Here is an 18344-nt window from a genome sequence, read left to right as displayed (position 1 = left end):
GAGAACTCTCTCTGATCATTGACCAAACTTCTTCGGCTTAGGAATCCTTCCTCGCGTGGTGGGTTGACCTTCCCCGCGAGCTTGATCACTGCGACTCTTTTTACGGCTGCGATTCTTGGGCTGGCGATCGCGCTGAGTGCTCAGGTCTTCATCCGAAGGGACGGCTTGGCCGACCTGCTTTTTCAGTTGCAGAATCCGGTCACGTAACTGAGCCGCTCGTTCAAAGTCAAGGGCTTCAGCGGCTTTCAGCATTTCCGCCTCAAGCTCTGAGAGGTATTCCAAGGTGACATATTCGACTTCTGTCGATTTGCCACTGGCCTGCTGCACAATCTTGTTGGCCTCGGCGTCTTCTTCAATCCCTCGTCGGATCGATTTGCGGATCGTCTCGGGGGTAATCCCATGTTTTTTGTTGTATTCCATCTGCAGCTTACGGCGGCGATTTGTCTCATCAATCGCCCGCTGCATACTGTTCGTCACGCTGTCCGCATAGAGATAAACTTCAGCGTTCACGTTTCGAGCCGAGCGCCCGATGGTCTGAATCAGTGACGTCTCACTTCGCAGGAAGCCCTCCTTGTCGGCGTCGAGAATCGCCACGAGCGAGACTTCCGGGAGATCTAATCCTTCTCGCAAAAGGTTCACGCCCACCAGAGCATCATACTTCCCTTCCCGCAGTTCCCGCAGAATTTCGACACGTTCAAAAGCGTCGAGTTCACTATGCAGCCAGGCGCATCGCAAGCCTTCTTCTCGCAAGTAAGCGGCCAGATCTTCCGAGAGTTTCTTGGTCAATGCCGTAATGAGAATACGCTCTCCTTTTTGAGCGCGCTCCTTGATCAACCCGATCAAATGCTGTACCTGGCCCCGTGAAGGATGAAGATGAATGACCGGGTCAAGGAGGCCAGTAGGACGAATCACCTGCTCCACAACTTCCCCCTGCGACTGCTGAAGCTCCCAGTCAGCAGGAGTGGCTGAAACGAAGACCGTCTGCTGACGGCGGGATTCCCACTCGTCAAATTTCAATGGCCTGTTATCCAGTGCCATCGGCAGGCGAAACCCATGGTCAACCAGCGTGGTTTTTCTCGCATGATCCCCGTTGAACATGGCCCGGATCTGCGGAATCGTGACGTGCGATTCGTCAATGAATGTCAGGAAATCGTTGGGAAAGAAATCCAGCAGCGTATAGGGCGGCTCACCGGGCGGCCGACCTGACAGCGCCCGACTGTAGTTCTCGATCCCCGGGCAGAAGCCCACTTCGCGCAGCAGTTCCAGGTCATGACGCGTACGGGCATTGAGCCGCTGGGCTTCGAGCAGTTTGCCTTCCTTTTTGAACGTTTCCAACTGTTCGGCTAATTCTTTTTCAATTTCCCCGACAGCGCCGGAGATCCGTTCTTCCGGCAATACATAGTGCTTGGCCGGATAAAGATAGATTTCCTCCAGCGAGCGGACTTCATCACTGGTCACGGGGTCAATGATAGAAAGCTTCTCAATCTCATCTCCCCAGAGTTCAATTCGATAGGCGAATTCTTCATAGGCCGGCCAGACGTCGATGACATCGCCTCGCACCCGAAAATTCGCCCGCTCAGGAGCGTAATCGTTCCGGGTGTATTGGATATCACAAAGTTTACGCAGCAATTCATCGCGGTCGATCGACTCCCCCTTGCGGAGTGGGATCATCATTTCCAGATAGTCTTTCGGCGAACCCAATCCATAGATACAACTGACCGAAGCGACCACAATCACATCTCGCCGGCTGACCAGCGCACTGGTGGCAAGTAATCGGAGACGATCAATTTCCTCATTGATCGAAGAGTCTTTTTCGATGTAAATATCACGTTGGGGAATATAGGCTTCCGGCTGATAGTAATCGTAATAACTAACGAAATAGGTCACGGCATTGTTGGGGAAGAACTCTTTGAATTCGGCGTAAAGCTGTGCCGCCAGAGTCTTATTGTGGGAGAGGATCAGGGCGGGCCGCTGCAATTGTTGAATGACGTTCGCCATGGTGAACGTCTTGCCCGAGCCGGTCACCCCCAGGAGTGTCTGGTTCTTGCGTTCGTTCTGAAGCCCTTTAACGAGCGCCTGGATCGCCTTGGGCTGATCACCGGCTGGTTGAAAGCGGGAATCGATCTGAAACTGTGACATGCCTGAAGCTCCATGGGAATAGGAGGATTGTACCCTACGCTTCAGAAAAATCGCACTCGACTTTCGTTTAAGCAGTCGCCAGAGTCCTTTTGTGCCGTCTCTGATCAGGAGAGATTCCTCTTTGCGCGAACCCGTTTCTTTTGTCCACTGTCCATCGCCGTCACCACCACAGTGAAAACCACCACAGTGAAAATGAATTGGCGAAAACGAAATTCAGGGCCGGAAAGATTATGAACACCAGCCAGCTACGAAAAATTGGGCTTCCCGACCATGCCATTGTCCCCGCCATTCAGGCGATTCAACAGATAAAAGCCGGTGAAAATGGGCGGGATGTCAACGTCAAGCAGTTGCTGGTCGATCTGCTAGCCAACCCCGCCAGCTATACCGAGCATGAAAGCTGCGGGGCGTTGGCGCGTCTATTGATTGAAGACCCGGTCTCTCCCAAGCGGGAGGTGCCCGCAGAATACCGGACATGGGGAGAGGATATCGACCCTGGTGCTCATGCTCAGATGCGTGTGGCCTGCCTGTTGCCCATGGCTCATGGGGCCGCCCTGATGCCCGACGCTCATATTGGATATGGCTTACCTATTGGTGGTGTGCTGGCTTTGGAGAACGCCGTCGCCCCCTATGCCGTGGGTGTGGATATCGCCTGTCGCATGAAACTTTCGGTGCTGGATGTTCCGCCCGAAAGCATGACGACTCACTTTGATCGCTTTCGACATGCGATTGAAGCCGGTACGCGATTCGGGATCGGGTCTGTGCATCAGACACCACAGGATCATGCCGTCCTCGATGCGGATTGGAACATTACTCGCATTACCCGTGAGCATAAAGACAAAGCACGCAAACAACTGGGAACGTCAGGTTCTGGAAACCATTTTGTGGAATTCGGGGTCTTGACGCTGGAGACCCGTGATGAAGAGTTGGGATTAGATGCCGGCACGTATACGGCGCTGTTAAGCCATAGCGGAAGCCGGGGGCCAGGAGCTGCCGTTTGTGATACTTACAGCCGGATGGCTCAATCACGTTTGCCGCGAGGCTGCGAAGACTTTGGCCGGTTAGCCTGGCTCAGCCTGGATAGTGAAGCGGGACAGGAATACTGGGCGGCCATGAATCTGATGGGTGATTTTGCGGCTGCAAATCATGACGTCATCCACCGTCTGGTCAGTAAAAAACTAGGCTCACAAATCATTTCAGGAGTGGAGAATCACCACAATTTTGCCTGGAAGGAAATCCATTTCGGGAAAGAGCTGATCGTTCATCGCAAGGGAGCCACGCCCGCTGGGCAGGGGGTTCTCGGTGTGATCCCCGGATCAATGGCCGACCCGGCATTTGTTGTTCGCGGCAAGGGAGTTCCCGAGAGCTATCAGTCAGCATCTCATGGAGCAGGCCGCGCGATGAGCCGCACGAAGGCGCGGGAGCAGTTCAACTTTTCCAAGACCCGCAAAGAGTTGGAAGCGAAAGGAATTCGCGTGCTTTCGGCAGGTTCGGATGAAGTTCCCGGCGTTTACAAGAACATTCTTGACGTGATGGCAGCCCAGGCGGATCTGGTAGAAACGGTGGCTCGCTTCGATCCCCGGATCGTCAAGATGAGTGATGACGGTAAAGCCGAAGATTAACGGCAAACATGCTCTGCGCATGTCGTTGAGGTTAATCGCATCAGGTGCATTTGCATGCTGCCAGCGTCCCGATGATCTACTAAATATCAATCATCAAGTTTTTAATAACGTATTACTCATCACCCTCTTCGTCCCCTTCTCCGGCCTCTGCCATTCCCAGTTGCCGCATTTTTCGGTAGAGGTTGGAGCGGTGAAGTCCCAGCAGGCGGGCGGCTTCGCTCATGTTGTTACGTACGCGTTTGATGGCTCGGCGGATATATTCCTGCTGGAACGAGTTGGTGGCTTCGCTCAATCCCATATCCAGCGATGGCTCATGAAAGCTATCGCGATCCGGACTGAGAATGAAGGCCAGGTCTTCCACTTCGATGCGTTCTGCCGGGGCTAAAAACGCCACGCGTTCCATCAGATTGCGGAGTTCACGCACGTTCCCCGGCCAGGCATGTGATTGCAGTCGGCGCTTGGCTTCTGACGAAAGGTGCATGCGTCCCCGTCGTGCTTGAGTCGCAAACTGTTGGAGGAAATACTCTGCCAACGGAATGACATCATCCGACCGTTCCCGCAATGGTGGGATATCTAATGTGACGACATTAAGACGGAAGTAGAGGTCTTCCCGGAACTTCTTGGCTCTGACAGCTTCCGCCAATCGAGCATTGGTGGCGGCAATCACACGGGCATTAATAGGGATCGTCTGCGAACCGCCCACACGCGTGATGACTTTCTGCTCAAGGACGCGCAAGAGTTTGGCCTGACCACCAGCACTCATGTCGCCGATTTCATCCAGAAAGATGGTGCCTCCTTCGGCCAGTTCAAACTTACCCCGGCGCATTTCGTGAGCATCGGTAAACGACCCTCGTTCATGGCCAAATAGTTCACTTTCGAGAAGTGTTTCAGTTAAAGCCGCACAGTTGACGGCAATAAATGGTCGGTCGGCCCGCGATCCCTGATAATGGAGCGAGGACGCCACGACTTCTTTCCCAGTGCCACTTTCCCCCAGAATCAAGACAGGAAGATCTGTCGTAGCCAGCCGACGGATTGTGCTGCGCATGGCCACAATCGCCGGACTTTCGCCAATAATGTTTACACCTCGAGAGACTTGCTCGGTGAGTTGGCGATTGGATACGACGAGCGATTCCCGCTCCCGGGTGTTTTGCAAAGCGGCAGCAATTTGGAGGCTCAGATCGAGCAGCGTGGTCTCGTCTTCCAGGCTAAAGGGGCCGCTTTTGTGGTTGATGACCTCAAAAGCTCCAATCACCCGCTGATCGAGATCACGCAGCGGGCCGCAAAGCAGATTGAGCGTTTTGTACCCACTGGCAGCGTCAACTTTCCGATGAAACCGTGGGTCAGCGTAGGCATCATCCACGCGAATCAATTGGCCCGAAGCGATGACTTCACCCACGACGCCCACTTTGTCGGACAACCGAAGTGAACTCCCTTCAACACCTAAAGCCGGGCATGCAATCACCTCGTGATGCTCTTTATCCCAGATAAAAATGCTGGCACGGTCGCAATCGAGCAACCGTGTGGCTTCTTCGGCAATTCGGGTCAATAGCCGCTCTGTCTCTTGCTCGGAAGCGAGCGTGGCGGCCAGTTTGAGTGTCGCCCGCAGTTTCTCTGTACGATGAGTTCCATTAAGCGATTGCTGGCAAAGGTGAATGGTGGTGCGAAAAACCTGAGCCGCAAACATAATGAGCGACAACTGCTTTTCCGAGAACCCTTTCCCCGAGATCACCAGGACGGCATCACCACTGGCCAGATTTTCCTGACCCTGTGGCAATGGGGCAATCATGATCGATTGGCCGCTGGCTGGCCCGGTTGTGATCGCCTGGAACGTCGCGGCATCACGGTCGAGTGACTCGATCATCAAGTCTTGCGGCAAGTCATCGGTGGAGAGACGCCCATACTGAAACACCGGGTTCCAGGCGGGCGAGCGTTTCCAGACGGCGACCGCGTTGGCTCCCAGTTCACTGGCGAGCAAAGAGGCTGATTCCCGACCAAACGACTCCAGCGACGAAGTCCGCGGCAGAAGGCTGGTCACTTGTTGTTGCCAGACCGCCAGCCGTCCCAGCTCGTGGCTGTCAAGAACATGAGTGAGTTGCTGTCGAGTAAACCAGACTGCGGGCATAAAAAATTCCTGCGCCACGTTTTTGCGAAACTCAAAGTGGCTCTGAAGACGGGATCAAATCCAGCCGTTTTCAGGGAAGCCAACACGCGTTCAAAATTCCAAAGCGGTGTGCGTTTGATTCTTAATCGATGGCTGAAGCACCATTTTTGACGTCAACTGCACCTTTTTTGCGGCAGTCTGTCGTCGGCCAGATGTATCATTTCGATTTTCCACACTGTGGTCAAGCAACTTTTTGACTTTTCATCGCGGCTTCTGGCGGTCAGTTTGACGTCTGCACCGAACAGGCCATCTTGAAGGGATCACGTCGTCGTATCAACCGCCCGATTAAGGAAAACCGCGAAAAACCCCCCAAACTGGCGAACTTCAGATCGGTTTCCATCGTCTGGCGAACGACCTTCTGAAATGAGAAGCATTCGGCAAAGCCAGCAGCAAAAATCAACGTACGCCGCTATGATTTGAGACCGCTATCTCAAGCAAAAACAAGTCCTCTGGATCTCTCTGTGAACTCCCTCTCCCTACGCGGGAGGAGCTTGACGGTTCACAGGCAGGCTCCCGGTGATAACCTCAGACCCAGTCACGGGCCAACCTCATGATTTACATTAATGTGCTGCTGACAGTGCGTCACGATGGCGATGTAGCCGAAATTCGCCCGCTACTACAAAAGCAGGGAGAGTTGTCTCGAGTCGAACCCGGCTGCCTGCGATTTGAAGTTTATCAGTCGAAGAATGACCCCAAGGTTTTCATCCTCAACGAGCACTGGGAATCTCAGGCAGCTCTGGATGCTCATCGGCTGGCGGAAGCCTACACAACGATTTATGTTCCCCTGGTGCTCCCGAAGGTCGACCGCGTCCCTCATCCCAGCGACCTTGTCCAATAGATTTAGCAACTCACGTACTTTCCCTTTGTAACGTTCACCTGCTTGATTAACGGTCTTTCCATGCTCAACAAGTTCTCTTCACGTATCACCCAGCCACGTTCGCAAGGTGCCTCTCAAGCCATGCTCTATGCCACAGGCATGAGCCGTGAGGATATGGATAAGGCACAGGTCGGTATTTCCAGCGTGTGGTATGACGGCAATCCCTGCAACATGCACCTCAATAAGCTGGCTGACAAGGTGAAGGAAGGCGTCGTTGCCGCCGGTCTGGTGGGCATGCGGTTCAACACCATCGGTGTTTCAGATGGCATTTCCATGGGAACCGACGGCATGTCGTATTCCCTCCAATCCCGCGATCTCATTGCCGACAGCATCGAAACCGTGATGTCTGCCCAATGGTATGACGCCAACATCTCGCTGCCCGGCTGCGACAAGAACATGCCCGGTTGCGTCATGGCCATGGCACGCCTCAACCGCCCCTCACTGATGGTCTACGGCGGCACCATCCGCGCGGGTTGCACACCTCGTCATCCCAAGCTGGATATTGTCTCGGCGTTCCAGGTCTATGGTGAATATCTCGCCGGCAAGCTCAGCGATGAAGAGCGGCAGGAAGTCATTGAGCACGCCTGTCCGGGAGCCGGCGCTTGCGGTGGAATGTATACCGCCAACACCATGGCTAGCGCCATTGAAGCACTGGGCATGTCGCTCCCTTACAGTTCATCAATCCCGGCGGAAGATCCTCTCAAAATCGGGGAATGCCTTGCAGCAGGGCAAGCCATTCGCACTTTGCTCGAAAAAGATATCAAACCTTCCGACATCATGACGCGAGCCGCCTTCGAGAACGCCATGGTAACCGTCATGGCGACCGGCGGTTCGACCAATGCCGTGCTTCACCTGATTGCTATGGCCCGTTCGATTGGCGTTTCTTTGACCATTGACGACTTCCAATCCGTCTCTGACCGCATTCCCTTTATCGCCGATTTGAAGCCAAGCGGTAAATACGTGATGGAAGACCTTCATCATGTGGGTGGCACACCGGCTGTTCTTAAGTATTTACTGGAAAAAGGTCTGCTCGATGGCTCCTGCTTAACGGTCACAGGCAAGACACTCGCCGAGAATCTGGAACCACTCCCCGGCTTGGCAGAAGGTCAGCGGGTGATTGTTCCTGTTGAAACCCCGATCAAGGAGTCCGGCCACATCCGCATCATGCGCGGCAACTTCGCCCCTGAAGGTGCTGTGGCCAAAATCACGGGCAAAGAAGGACTGATCTTCAAAGGCCCGGCCCGTTGCTACGATCAGGAAGAAGCGATGCTCAAGGGGCTGGAAAACAACGAAATTCAGAAGGGTGATGTCATTATCATCCGCTATGAAGGCCCCAAGGGCGGCCCCGGCCTGCCCGAGATGTTGACCCCCACCTCCGCCATTATGGGTGCCGGCTTAGGTAGCGACGTCGCATTGCTGACAGACGGACGCTTCAGCGGCGGTTCGCACGGCTTCATTGTCGGCCACGTCACACCAGAAGCCCAGGAAGGCGGCCCGATCGCCCTCGTCAAGAACGGCGACATCATCACCATCGACGCCGAGAAAAACAGCATCGACGTCAACTGGACTCCAGAAGACTACGAAGCCCGCAAAGCCGCCTTCGTCGCCCCGCCCTACCTCGCCACTCGCGGCACACTGTACAAGTACATTAAGAATGTCAAGAATGCGAGCGAAGGCTGCGTGACGGATGAATAGCTAGATTTGCAGGGATTTACAATGCCCTGAAGGAGCATTGATTATGTTGAACTCGATCACATTTGAGAACTTCAGATCAATACGCAATCTGTGTATTGATCTGAAGCCTATCAATGTTCTGTTTGGCCCCAATGGTTCTGGAAAGTCGACACTACTTCAAGGTTTGGCGTTTCTAAGGGATAGTGTTAAAGAAGGGTTGGATGCTTCCATTCGCCATGCAGGTGGGGCCGGGAACCTGCGGAGCTTTGGTTTGTTTGAAAATGAAGCGACGTTAATTGCTGTAACGTCTGGTAATTTTCACTATCAAAGGGCTATTAGGCCACATCAGATTCATGAGAAGGGCGTTGGATCGGAGTTAGTTAAACGAATTTCTCCTCCAGACTCTGCCGCCATTTTTAACTCAGAAGGATCGGGTATCCTCGACACATTACGTGAGGAAGATCCATCAACAGTTCGATTGCGATCTCATGTCAATCGAAGTTTGTGGGAAGACGCATTTTATGAAGTCAATCAGATTTTTATTGATAATAAAGGCGAGGCGATAGAGTTCCTTCGCTTTCACGAACAATTAGGGCAAATTCGGAGTTTCGCCTGCCGTCGTCTAGCAATTGATGTACTTGCAGAAACTGGCTCCCGAGCAGATGAAACGAGAGTTCTGGGGAGAGCCGGTCAGTTTTTGTGGAGTGTGCTGAGAGATCTGCGTGACACAAAAGAGACTGAGCGTGCGTACGATATGGTGATGCACTATCTCAGAAAAGCTTTTCCTGAGTTTATTGAATTTGAGCTACGGACATCGGGAAATTATGTCCAGTGCCGAGTTGTTGAGAAAAGATATGAAGAGATTGTGCCGCTGATTGCTTCGCCCGATGGTCTTATCCACTTGGCATTTTGTCTCACCGCTTTGTTTTGCGACAATAAATACTCTCGCACAATTATTCTTGACGAACCCGACCTCTCCCTACACCCGTGGGCGCTGACGGTTCTCTCCGATGCCATCAAGGAGGCCACGTCGAAGTGGAACCGGCAGGTCATCCTCGCCACTCACTCTCCCACATTGCTATCAGAATTCAAAGAAGATGAAATTCTGCTAATGCAGTCCGGGGAGAATGGCGTGACGGCCACGCGAGTCAGTGAGATTCAGGAAGACCGTGATTTGCTGAATGAGTACGACCTCGGATCCCTCTACCGCATGAACATCATTGGTAAGCAAGGTGATAAAGCACTGTATGATGATGTGGAATCGCCGCGATGAGTGGCTCGAATTATGTTCATTTAAGGATATACGTTACTGGCGAGGGTGAAGAGAAGTTTCTGAAGTTTTTCTTCAGAAGTCTGATGTCAGTTGGTTTTTTAAGTATCACAACGAAAAAGGCTTTTGAGCAGCATGTTCCACCGATCAATTCTACGAGAAAAACGCGTAATACAAGGGTGATGCCAACTCGGATAGAAGAATTTGCAACTGATGTAGGCCGATGGGTACGTAGTTCAGAGACACATTTCGCTTTGCTTGTCGACGATTTGGAGCACGTCGATGTCAGAAAACCTGCGTCAAAAAGCAAAGGTCAAAGGGCCGGCCACGACTCGAATTCATCACTTGGTGAAAGAAATTCAAACGCGAATGAGCGGTACTTGTACTACCGTGAGTTTGTCGAAAGGAGGTTGGCCAAACATCCTGATCTTCTTTTTCGTTTCTCTGTGCATTTTTTCGTCAACATGATCGAAGCTTACTACTTCAAGCATCCTGAAGTGGTGAATCAGGTTTGTGAGATATCGCTTGGTGTATATCCGGACGATGTTGAGAATATTCGCCATCCGAAACAAGAAATCGACAAAGCGATTCGCTCAATAAAGCCCAACAGTAAATTTGACCAAGTAGATCAGGGTGAACGAATCGCAAAAGGACTTGATCTCGCTAAGGTCTTGGACAATCCCAACCATTGCCGTGCGCTGCGAACACTTGTGGCGTGGATGTGGGAGGTCATTGGTCTGGAGCGAGGAGATTTGTTTCAACTTCAAGTGGGTCAGTATTGGGATGTAACTGTAGGGCAACTCCACACGATCCCCGACAAGCACCAGATCTCTCCGCTTGACGAGAAGGCCGATAGTAAGCCATCCCACTAGACCTGTTGCCGTGTCGCAGGCTTACCATTGAAAACGGCATGAAACCGATCTGGAAGGTCGGAGTGATGCTGAAACGCTGGCCCATCACGGGACTCTTTCACTATGCGGCAGGACGGGGTGCCTGACGTCCTTCACTCGGTCAAATCGAAGGCAAAGTCGTTCTTGGTGGCATCGGTGTCGACGGTGGCGGTAAGGCCACTGGTGAGATGGCCGGTGTACTTGGGTGGAATCAGTGGCTTGGGGAGTGACGCCGGTTTGGCTGGCGGATCGACGGCATCGTTGTCGACCACCTCGCCGGCGCTGTCGTAGAGCGAGATCGCGACTTTATGATTCCCCACAAGAGCACCTTTCAAGTTTTTCGTCCTCAAATTGAAGACTCCCTTCTCGTCGGTGACACCCGCTGCCACCGGCCCTTTCTCGGGGATGAAGACGACATTCGCACTGGCGAGGGGCTTCCCCTTGAAGAAGACAATTCCTCCCCCGTCGGCCAACCGCGGCGCGTCACTCGCCCCGCAACCAACAAGGCTCAGAATTGCAATCGACCACACAGCCAACATCGAAAATAAACGGAACGGAGCACGCATGTCGTCTTCCCGGCGAGCGGTGGGGTCAACCCACTTGTTTCTGATTCTTGATGACGCCAAACAAACACCACGCATAGCGGTGGCCGCAACTTGATGAATGGTCTGGCGGTTCGTCAAACTTAAAAAGCGAGGTTGAACAGGTTGCTAAATCCGACAACGGAGGATGGTCATCACGTATGAAACCCCAAGACAAAGCCGTGGTACGGCATTAGAATTCGCCGACAACCTTGCCATCCGCCCGACCACCCAGAGCCTGGTAGACGTTCGCATGGTCAATGTTCTCGCTGAGAAAGCGGACGGTGCCATCGACGAACAGGAAGTGCGCACCGCCTGTGTGCGGTGATCGGAAGCCATGCACGAAGTACCAGTTGTCCTGTCCGGTGCAGGCAGGAAACTGAGTGTCGGAATTCCTACCGGGGCAGGTGGTGAAGTCGTTGATGGGGACAAGAGTGTGCCCCTCGGCGTTGACTGCCCCAACCGAATGCAGCCAGCTCGAACGATCGGCACTCGAACATCCCGGAGTCACTTCACCCACGTGGATGGTGTTTGAGGTGCCATCCGTGACATCGGCGATAGAGATCGCCGCGCCATTGCGGGAGAACATCCCCGAGATGAGCGATTTGTTGCTTGTCTGGCCGAAGTTCGTTCCACTCGGCAGGAGGGAGACACTCGCGAATGGGGTGCAACCGGTGTCCGTCGCGGACGTGGGCTGCGAGCCAACCGAACCGCCGTAGCTTCCTTGTGCCCAGTCGCTCACGACGGAGGAACTCGGTTCGCTGGGGCACAAGACGAAGGGGAGCGTCAACTGACGGAATTGCCGCCCGTTCGACAGAATCTGATAGGGAACATCATATCGATTGCCGGCTGCGAGATAACTGGTCGCGGGAAGCTGGCCCGCCATGTCGAGTTCGTTGTAAAGAGGTGCCTGGTCAACGAATGGAAGAACCCGCACCTGCCAGCTCACTCCCGGTGGCACATCGCGGCTGCCGGCCCCACCTATCGGGAACATGCGGTTCGTGTCGTGATAGTTATGCAAAGCCAGACCATATTGCTTGAGGTTGTTCTTGCACTGCGTCCGGCGAGCCGCTTCGCGGGCCTGTTGAACAGCAGGAAGCAGCAGCGCGATCAAAATGGCGATGATGGCAATCACCACCAGCAATTCAATCAAAGTGAAAGCTGAACGCGACCGGGAATTGGCGATACGGTTACGAAAAATAAGAAACATCACACTCTCCAGAAGTCTTGGTTAGTCACCGGGCAGAAGTGCTCGGGGGATGACAACAAAGTTGACTGAAGGTGTATTAAATTTCTCTTAAGTCGCAACGTGGATTTTGCGAAATTTAAGAAAAAAAGTTTCTTTTCAGGAAACATCTTGATACAGGAACAAAGATTTAACAGAGAAAAAGCGACATTCCCGAATGGGGACGGAAGTTTAGATCTTTCCGGAAACACTGAAATCAGATAGACTTATGTCACTGGGGGCGGTAGCTCAGTTGGGAGAGCGCAGCGTTCGCAATGCTGAGGTCGGGGGGTTCGACTCCCCTCCGCTCCATTTGCCCCAAATCCTCATCAGTTTGCCCGAAGTTTTACTTCGAGGCACCGGGACTGGCGTCTTGCGATTGAGACGGTGCATGCGGCCAATGGGGGAGCCGGCGGATGATTGGTGGCTTGGTCACCGTTTGTGACACAGGCTGCGAGGTCGTTCGCTTTGTCGATGCAGCCACATCGGCATCCGGAAAGAGCGTTCCCATTGGAAGATCGTCTTCAAACGGATGCTTGGGAACCAGCGGTCGACTGTCGATGACGTCCACTATTTCAATGCCTGGTGTGGCTTCTTCCAGCGGACTTCCAGCAGGGGTTCCCAGTTGCACGGGGTTTGTTCGCTGCCGGGCCAGGGCGGATTCCGCACGTGGAGCAAAGCGGGTCACTAATGCTTCATCTGACCCGATCTGGGCAAGTTGCCAGCGTGGCCCGCGTTGAGCGAGAGTTGTGTTTTCCGAAGAAGGTCGGCCTTCCAGCACCAGACGGATGGGCGGAAGCTGGGGATATTCCAGCACAATCGTGGAGCGAGCCAAACGATCAGGGGGGCTACCCAACGGGTGACCCCATTCGGCAATTCCTGGAAAGCTGGCTGTCACATATCCATTTTGCTGGGCCAACTGGGGCTGTCCATACCGCTGGCCGTTCATTTCCAGTGTGACGCGGGCTCCTTCAATGTTCCAGTTGGGTTGAGCCGCAATCACAAAATCATCGGCTCCAAAGTTCAGCTTAGGCATCCCCTGGATGGAAGCTGTCAATTGTTGCCTCAGGCTGGGAGGCGTTTGGTCTCCGAGCACCGAACTGCAGGCTAACAGCACAGGGACAGGAACCTGGCGAAGTAATGACTGATCGGCTAGCCGGGCCTGCAATTTCTCGGTCGCCCCGCTGGAACAATAGAGCGAAAGCAGCGCGACCTGGCTGGGAAGCACCACGGCTTTACTGTCAAGATTCCGCAGGATCGCTTCTTCTGCCAGATCAAACTCGCCTGCTCGCTGTAAAACCGCAGCGGCCAGCAGATGAGATTCCCACGACTCATGAGAAGCAGCCAGCGCTTTTTTGGCGGTATCAGGAGCTTCTGGTAGCCCCAGCACCGTTTGAATCGCTGCTTGATTCGCGAGAGATGCGGCTAGCATTTCATCTTTACGAAAATGCCCTTCCTGTAATCTGGCGAGCTTATCATAGGTTTTATTGGCATCGGCAAGGCGGCCCAATCCCTGTTCGGTCCGCGCTACATAATAGTAGTAAGGCGGCCATGCCTCCATGAACGATTCACTACGTTTCAATCGACGAAAACGCGTTTCCAGATCAGGCTCTGCCCAGGCCAATTCCAATTGATCCAGATCATCCGAACGCACGAGCCATGTGTCGGGAATCTGTCGTGTCCGGGCTAGCTTCCAACTGGTTTCTAGGAACTGGATCGACTTTGAGTTAATGGCTTGAAGCCGGGCCTTTTCCACCCGCCAGAGGTCAAGGTCGCGGTTCAAAGTGGTGGTGCGATAGTCCCACCAACTGGCGGCACCGGTGCGAATCGCTTCTGGAAAGCTGGCGGTCGCCAACTGAGCAGCAATCGTAAATGCCCCCAGCGTGGCCCCTTGCGCAATAGCTCCCTGGTATTTATCTTGTAGAACAACACGCTCCTGATCAGCGAGTCGGTGCTGTCCCACTTCATCGAGAATCGACGAATAGAGTTTGACCACCTCTTCGTCCGCCACCCCGCCGAAGTCGAGATGGTTAAGAATTTTTGTCTGTTCTTCGTGCATGACTCGCACAGAAGGGTTTCGACGAATTCGATGAAGCGATGACCGGCTGTAGTTGAGTGCAACGGCCGTTGCGCGGGCTTTTTGCGGATCAAATGTCTGAGTGACCAGTGGCGGTGGGGAGGCGATGCTACTCGTTGCGGGTGGCGCAGCAGGCAGATTGCCGATGATTTGCGCTTGAGGGACGCCAGCAGCATTCAATTGTGCCAGCTGTTGCTCTGCATTTGGACGATCAATGAAAGGCTGTGGTGTGGGAGACGTCGACATTGGCCCGGCATTCATGGGGATGTTGGTTCCCATGTCGCTGGCAGGGTTAAAGGTGATGTTGACATTCTGATTGGTGGGCGGAAATTGGGCCGCGAAAACTGAAGGGAGTGAAATAACCATGGCGCAGCCGCCAGCCACTCCCCGGATGAATACCGGGTGAAACAGGACATTCAGGCAGTCATGTAGCCGCATCAACACCAAGTGCTCCCTCCCGTCAGGTGCAGGCAGGAACGAAGAGAAACGACAAGACCTACAAGGGGACTCCCTGAGAGCCTACCTGATAGAATTCCGGGAGCCGGAAGTTTGCCCGCAGTTCAACGCATTTCGTCCCATGGACAATCGCATTAGCGAAGCGTGGCAAACTTTTCCGGCTGCTGCTGGATCTGATGCCGTTTTCTGATGCCGAAACATTCAACCGGATTACCCGCGGCGAGTGACTTGCCGGATTTCTCGGCGAGCGTCCTGGGCTTTGATTTTTTCTCGCTTGTCGTGCGTTTTCCGGCCTTTCGCCAAGGCGATTTTGACCTTCACAAACCCGCGGCTCAGATAAATTTCCAGCGGGACGATTGTGATTGTTCGCTCGGTCGCTTTGCCGCAAAACTTTTTGAGTTCCCGTTTATGCGCCAGAAGCTTGCGGACCCGCTTGGATTCGTGGTTGAGCCATGAGGCCTGCGGGTACTCGGAAATATCGCACCCGACAAGAAACAGCTCGCCAGCCTGAACGCGCACCCAGGCTTCTTCCAGCGAGATTTTGCCCGCACGAATGCTTTTGACCTCGCTCCCCATGAGGACGATGCCGCAATCCAGCTGGTCGAAGAGTTCGTACTCGTGCCGCACACGCCGGTTCCGGCAAACGGAAACGTCATTGGGCTTGTCGTCAGAAGGTTTTGATTTACCGGCCATGGAAGTCAGATGCTACGAGAATAAGGAAGGGGGAGGTCATGACACCGAGATGGCCAGCAGGTTCGTGGGCATCTCGAAAAGAGCGTCATCCGCTGACGAGGTCGCCTCTCGGCTCATTCGGCGAAAAGAGCGTTGGCAAACTGATCTGGATCAAAGACTTCGAGATCGTCGATCCCTTCACCCACACCCACATATTTCACGGGAATGCCCATCTGCTGGCGGATTGCTACTGCCACTCCGCCACGGGCTGTGCCGTCGAGTTTACTGAGAATCAGTCCCGTTGTCCCCACCGCTTTCGAGAACGCCATCGCCTGATTCAGCCCGTTCTGTCCGGTGGTGGCATCAATCACCAGCAAGGACTCATGAGGAGCACCAGGCACCTGCTTGTTGATCACCCGCTTGATCTTTTCCAGTTCCTGCATCAGGTTTTGCTGATTGTGCAGGCGGCCAGCCGTGTCGATGATGAGGACATCAACGCCAGCCTTAAGGGCTTCTTCGCAGCCCGCAAATGCGACAGCGGCGGGGTCTGTGCCGGAAGGTTTGGTGACAATGGCGCAACCCAGTCGCTGGCTCCAGAGCGCCAATTGTTCGACAGCGGCTGCCCGGAAGGTATCGCCCGCCGCCAGCATGACGCTCTTTCCGTTGGAAGTCAGCAATCGGGCCAGCTTGGCAATCGTGGTTGTCTTGCCCGTGCCATTCACACCGGCCACAAGAATGACCGTTGGCTTGCCTTCCGAAAAGATCAGGGGAGACAGGGGTTGCTCGGGATTGCCAACAACGGCTGCGGCATCTCCCTTCAGGATCGAACGAACGGTCGAACGGACGGTCTCCCAGAGAAGATCCACCTGCATCGTTCGACCCAGATGAGCCTTGCGCAACTCATCGACAATGCGAGTGGTGGCTGCAACGCCCATGTCGGTTTGAATGAGTTTGGCTTCAAATTTCTCCAAATGAGATTCAGAAAGAATCTCGCCTGATCGAAACAGGTCACGAATATCCGTCCGCAACAATTGCGAAGTTTTCTTGAGACCGGCCTTCAGCTTATCAAAAAATCCCATGTCCGCTTTCCTCAGCGCTGCCTTTGCCGATGGTTCATCGGGAATGGCAAGATCGGGCGTGCCCCGATTGGTTACTGCCACACATTCTTCCCTGATGGTAGCAGATTGCTGCGCAGAAGCATGTCCACGGGAGACTGAGCTATCTGAACATTTGATCGGAACCGTTTTTACCGCTCCGTTTTTATCGTTCACTGGCCACGGCCGTTTAAAACTCTCCCAGAACTTCCCCGCCATCGCGTGTGTGAAGATTGATACAGAGATCAACATCCATGTTTTCGCTCAGCGAACGCACGGTTCCGTCACCCAGCAGAACAGTGGCAGAGCCGGTGTGGAAACTGTACAGCGTCTGGGCGTTACAGGTGTTGATCAAACGATTGTATTGAGGATTTGTCACGACAGGTGGCCCAACGACGTAACGATTCCCTTCCGCGCTGCAGTCCGCGGTGGTGGGGTAGAGTTGAAGGGCATTGGGGCTTGACCATGCGGCCCAACCGGGTTGGTCACTTGCCACCCCGGTCAGAGATCCACTGACGTATTTTTGAGGTCGTCCAGCAATCTCACCGAGAAGAATGGTGTTGGATAACCCGTCGGTAAACTCAGCCAGTCGCGTATGTTTGTTAGAATTCAGTGCTGGAGCACCCCTCTTGCCTGTGATATCAATGTGATACCCCAACTGTGGAGCGCGAGCATAGTAGTCAGAAGCTGCACCATAACGATCGGCTAGCAACTGCGCTGCAGTGGGGCCGGTCGCAAGTTGTACCGTCCTCTCACCATTCGGTGTCGACGGACAGATAAAAACCGGCATCTTTGTGCGAACAGCCGTCTGGTTCACAGCTTCAAAATGAGGCAGGTTAAAGTTATAGATATTGTAAACATTCGCCTGATCCAGAAATGGGAGCAGGCAAACCGACCAGCCCGAATGTACGGCATTAGGCAATGCGAGATATGGCCCCGTAATCCGTGAATAGGGAAACGCGTTATGCGTGTCAGCATAATTATGGAACGCCAGCCCTAATTGCTTGAGGTTGTTCTTGCACTGAGTCCGGCGGGCGGCCTCGCGGGCTTGCTGTACAGCTGGCAAGAGCAGAGCGATCAGAATGGCGATGATAGCAATGACGACCAACAGCTCAATCAACGTAAAACCCGACATGCGAGGAGCCTGCCGGCGAATCTGGGAAGACGACATAGAACGCGATCTTTCGTTGATAAACTGAGCCAAAGCGGCGTGTCTGATCTGAATCGATCAAAGACCATTCATCCGAACTTGACGCAAAACCTGCGCCGCTCTGATTTTCTTTCTCCTGGTGTGACTACTTGAGATTTCATGTCAGAAAACCACCCATCACGCCTCTGTGAAAATCAGTCCAGTGGCGCAATGATGGCGATTTGTCCGACATGCTGTCGATAAATGCGACGAGTGGGTGTTGCGCCATGATTCATCTGGAAATCACGGCGAAATCCCGCCTGAAGAATTCAAAATCTCCCCGAATCACTCGTTGCTGATCGGTGATGACTGGTGTTAGATTGCCTGTCACGATGAACCAGTGAAATGGCCTGTGAAAAGAATCCGGATCTTGCGTAGGTCGGAACTCACCCACAATCAATGGTCTGCAGCCACGATCTC

General features: G+C 53.7%; 13 protein-coding genes and 1 tRNA gene. 6 read left to right on the top strand and 8 right to left on the bottom strand.

What is annotated here, in order from left to right; genetic code table 11:
* Positions 1–15: 15 nt before the first annotated feature.
* Complete coding sequence (gene uvrB, locus SH287x_RS00535) at positions 16–2139, bottom strand: excinuclease ABC subunit UvrB (protein WP_479516457.1); 2124 nt, start codon at positions 2137–2139, stop codon at positions 16–18.
* A gap of 230 nt (positions 2140–2369) precedes the next feature.
* On the opposite strand from uvrB, the gene SH287x_RS00530 reads away from it, so the two are divergent.
* Positions 2370–3758, top strand: a complete 1389-nt coding sequence (locus SH287x_RS00530) for an RtcB family protein (RefSeq protein WP_479516456.1) — start codon at positions 2370–2372, stop codon at positions 3756–3758.
* 112 nt (positions 3759–3870) lie between these two features.
* Here the strand turns inward: SH287x_RS00530 and SH287x_RS00525 are convergent, their stop codons facing one another.
* Entirely contained in the window at positions 3871–5880 is a 2010-nt protein-coding gene (locus SH287x_RS00525) for a sigma 54-interacting transcriptional regulator (protein WP_479516455.1), read from the bottom strand.
* 589 nt (positions 5881–6469) lie between these two features.
* Between SH287x_RS00525 and SH287x_RS00520 the strand changes: the two genes are divergently transcribed.
* Genes SH287x_RS00520 through SH287x_RS00505 form a run of 4 tightly spaced genes read left to right on the top strand, consistent with a single transcriptional unit; the run spans position 6470 to position 10612 of the window.
* The gene (locus SH287x_RS00520) at positions 6470–6757 is read left to right on the top strand and encodes a putative quinol monooxygenase (protein ID WP_479516453.1); all 288 of its coding nucleotides are present in this window, start codon (positions 6470–6472) and stop codon (positions 6755–6757) included.
* 60 nt (positions 6758–6817) lie between these two features.
* Complete coding sequence (gene ilvD / locus SH287x_RS00515) at positions 6818–8491, top strand: dihydroxy-acid dehydratase (protein WP_479516452.1); 1674 nt, start codon at positions 6818–6820, stop codon at positions 8489–8491.
* A gap of 43 nt (positions 8492–8534) precedes the next feature.
* Positions 8535–9743, top strand: a complete 1209-nt coding sequence (locus SH287x_RS00510; protein WP_479516451.1) for an AAA family ATPase — start codon at positions 8535–8537, stop codon at positions 9741–9743.
* Positions 9740–10612, top strand: coding sequence for a DUF4276 family protein (locus tag SH287x_RS00505; RefSeq protein ID WP_479516450.1), 873 nt, complete (start codon positions 9740–9742; stop codon positions 10610–10612). The genes SH287x_RS00510 and SH287x_RS00505 overlap by 4 nt, the downstream gene beginning before the upstream one ends.
* A gap of 131 nt (positions 10613–10743) precedes the next feature.
* Here the strand turns inward: SH287x_RS00505 and SH287x_RS00500 are convergent, their stop codons facing one another.
* Together SH287x_RS00500 and SH287x_RS00495 are read right to left on the bottom strand one after the other, a co-directional pair.
* The gene (locus tag SH287x_RS00500) at positions 10744–11196 is read right to left on the bottom strand and encodes a hypothetical protein (RefSeq protein WP_479516449.1); all 453 of its coding nucleotides are present in this window, start codon (positions 11194–11196) and stop codon (positions 10744–10746) included.
* A 208-nt stretch (positions 11197–11404) separates the two neighbouring features.
* Positions 11405–12421 carry a DUF1559 domain-containing protein gene (locus SH287x_RS00495; protein ID WP_479516448.1) on the bottom strand — a complete coding sequence of 339 codons (1017 nt, stop codon included), beginning with the start codon at positions 12419–12421 and terminating at the stop codon, positions 11405–11407.
* A 253-nt stretch (positions 12422–12674) separates the two neighbouring features.
* Here SH287x_RS00495 and SH287x_RS00490 point away from each other — a divergent pair.
* Positions 12675–12748 (top strand) — tRNA-Ala (locus tag SH287x_RS00490).
* Between the two features lie 34 nt (positions 12749–12782).
* Here the strand turns inward: SH287x_RS00490 and SH287x_RS00485 are convergent.
* The 4 genes from SH287x_RS00485 to SH287x_RS00470 form a co-directional block, all read right to left on the bottom strand.
* A complete protein-coding gene (locus SH287x_RS00485) occupies positions 12783–14957 on the bottom strand; it encodes a tetratricopeptide repeat protein (protein ID WP_479516447.1) in 2175 nt (724 codons plus the stop codon).
* A 222-nt stretch (positions 14958–15179) separates the two neighbouring features.
* On the bottom strand, positions 15180–15662 hold the full coding sequence (gene smpB, locus SH287x_RS00480) for an SsrA-binding protein SmpB (protein ID WP_479516446.1): 483 nt from the start codon (positions 15660–15662) through the stop codon (positions 15180–15182).
* A 113-nt stretch (positions 15663–15775) separates the two neighbouring features.
* Complete coding sequence (gene ftsY / locus SH287x_RS00475) at positions 15776–16720, bottom strand: signal recognition particle-docking protein FtsY (protein WP_479518749.1); 945 nt, start codon at positions 16718–16720, stop codon at positions 15776–15778.
* Between the two features lie 205 nt (positions 16721–16925).
* A complete protein-coding gene (locus SH287x_RS00470) occupies positions 16926–17906 on the bottom strand; it encodes a DUF1559 domain-containing protein (protein WP_479516445.1) in 981 nt (326 codons plus the stop codon).
* Positions 17907–18344: the final 438 nt, after the last annotated feature.

The organism is Planctopirus sp. SH287 (genome assembly GCF_056500625.1).
The sequence above is the reverse complement of the archived record's forward strand: the minus strand, read 5'-3'. Positions and strand labels throughout refer to the sequence as shown.

What these genes read in the sequence shown, in the direction of transcription:
- uvrB (WP_479516457.1), bottom strand. Translation starts at nt 2,139, where the DNA reads ATGTCACAGTTTCAGATCGATTCCCGCTTTCAACCAGCCGGTGATCAG.
- SH287x_RS00530 (WP_479516456.1), top strand. Translation starts at nt 2,370, where the DNA reads ATGAACACCAGCCAGCTACGAAAAATTGGGCTTCCCGACCATGCCATT.
- SH287x_RS00525 (WP_479516455.1), bottom strand. Translation starts at nt 5,880, where the DNA reads ATGCCCGCAGTCTGGTTTACTCGACAGCAACTCACTCATGTTCTTGAC.
- SH287x_RS00520 (WP_479516453.1), top strand. Translation starts at nt 6,470, where the DNA reads ATGATTTACATTAATGTGCTGCTGACAGTGCGTCACGATGGCGATGTA.
- ilvD (WP_479516452.1), top strand. Translation starts at nt 6,818, where the DNA reads ATGCTCAACAAGTTCTCTTCACGTATCACCCAGCCACGTTCGCAAGGT.
- SH287x_RS00510 (WP_479516451.1), top strand. Translation starts at nt 8,535, where the DNA reads ATGTTGAACTCGATCACATTTGAGAACTTCAGATCAATACGCAATCTG.
- SH287x_RS00505 (WP_479516450.1), top strand. Translation starts at nt 9,740, where the DNA reads ATGAGTGGCTCGAATTATGTTCATTTAAGGATATACGTTACTGGCGAG.
- SH287x_RS00500 (WP_479516449.1), bottom strand. Translation starts at nt 11,196, where the DNA reads ATGCGTGCTCCGTTCCGTTTATTTTCGATGTTGGCTGTGTGGTCGATT.
- SH287x_RS00495 (WP_479516448.1), bottom strand. Translation starts at nt 12,421, where the DNA reads ATGTTTCTTATTTTTCGTAACCGTATCGCCAATTCCCGGTCGCGTTCA.
- smpB (WP_479516446.1), bottom strand. Translation starts at nt 15,662, where the DNA reads ATGGCCGGTAAATCAAAACCTTCTGACGACAAGCCCAATGACGTTTCC.
- ftsY (WP_479518749.1), bottom strand. Translation starts at nt 16,720, where the DNA reads ATGGGATTTTTTGATAAGCTGAAGGCCGGTCTCAAGAAAACTTCGCAA.
- SH287x_RS00470 (WP_479516445.1), bottom strand. Translation starts at nt 17,906, where the DNA reads ATGTCGTCTTCCCAGATTCGCCGGCAGGCTCCTCGCATGTCGGGTTTT.